The sequence below is a fragment of the Pseudomonas sp. p50(2008) genome, assembly GCF_015351605.1.
GTDB lineage: Bacteria > Pseudomonadota > Gammaproteobacteria > Pseudomonadales > Pseudomonadaceae > Aquipseudomonas.
On the sequence record NZ_JACMYF010000044.1, the window covers coordinates 1 to 1,325 of the forward strand.

General features: G+C 53.9%; 1 protein-coding gene. It reads right to left on the reverse strand.

Features of this window, described 5'->3' with window-relative positions; genetic code table 11:
- A partial coding sequence (locus H7698_RS31135; RefSeq protein WP_194693907.1) for a type I restriction-modification system subunit M occupies positions 1-1,325 on the reverse strand: 1,325 nt, incomplete at both ends.

Consider the following 1,325-nt stretch of genomic DNA (forward strand, 5'->3'; position numbering starts at 1 on the left):
GATCTTGTCGATGTGCTCGGGCAGTAGTTGGTTCTTCTTCTTACCTTTCTCGAAGTGCTCAGAGGCGATGATGAACAACACATCGTCTGGCTTCTTGCACTTCTTCAAAACCAAGATACACACGGGGATGCCCGTGGAAAAGAACAGGCTCGCTGGCAGGCCGATCACTGTGTCGATATGGCCGTCTTTCAGCAGCTTGGTGCGGATGCGTGCTTCTGAACCGCTCCTGAACAGCACTCCGTGCGGCAGGATGATGGCCATTACGCCGTCCTGCTTTAGAAAATTGAAGCCGTGCAACAAGAAGGCAAAATCCGCAGCTGACTTTGGTGCCAAGCCGTGGTTCTTGAAGCGCATATCTTGCTCCATTGCCTCGGATGGATCCCAGCGATAGCTGAAGGGCGGGTTGGCGACTACTGCATCAAACCTCGGCATCTTGGCCGGATTAGTTTCGCGCAGCATATCCCACTCGTTGAGTAGTGTGTCGCCATGGAATATCTCGAACTCAGAATCTTTCATCCCGTGCAGCAGCATGTTCATGCGCGCTAGGTTGTAAGTGGTGATGTTCTTTTCTTGGCCGTGAATCTTACCTATGCCGTTCGGCCCCATTCGCTTGCGAATATTCAGCAACAAAGAACCGGAACCGCAAGCAAAGTCCAGCACGCTATCCATATGCACGCGCTGTCCCGTCGCCGGTTCCTGACTGTCCAGAGTGACAATGGCGGAAAGGATGCTCGAAATGGGCTGTGGCGTGTAGAACTCCCCCGCCTTCTTGCCTGAGCCTGCCGCGAATTGGCCAATCAGGTACTCATAGGCGTCTCCCAAGGTGTCGCTGTCGGTAGAGAACTGTGTCAGACCCTTGGCAATCTCGGCGATGATCTTGCAGAGGCAGGCATTGCGCTCAGGATAGGTTTTGCCGAGCTTGTCGGATGCTAGGTTGATCTCTGAGAACAGCCCACGGAAGGTGCTGGCGAAGGACTCGTTTTCGATGTAAACAAAGCCGCTTTGCAAGGTGTTCAGGAGCATCGCATCCTGCGTGCGCGCCATCTCGGCAACGTTGCCCCACAGGAATTGAGGTTCGATCACATAGTGCACCTTGCGGCGCATCTGTTTTTCGAACTCAGGCACATCCTCCTGGTTGTTTTCATACCAGCGTTGCAGCGGCGTAGAGACCGAGCTATCGATCTTTTGAGGATAGTCCGACCCTAGCTCCTTTTTCGCAGCTGTCTCGTAATTATCGGATAGGTATCGCAGGAACAAAAATGCCAGCATGTAGTCGCGGAAGTCGTCCGCGTTCATGGCGCCGCGAAGTTGGTTGGCAATCGCCC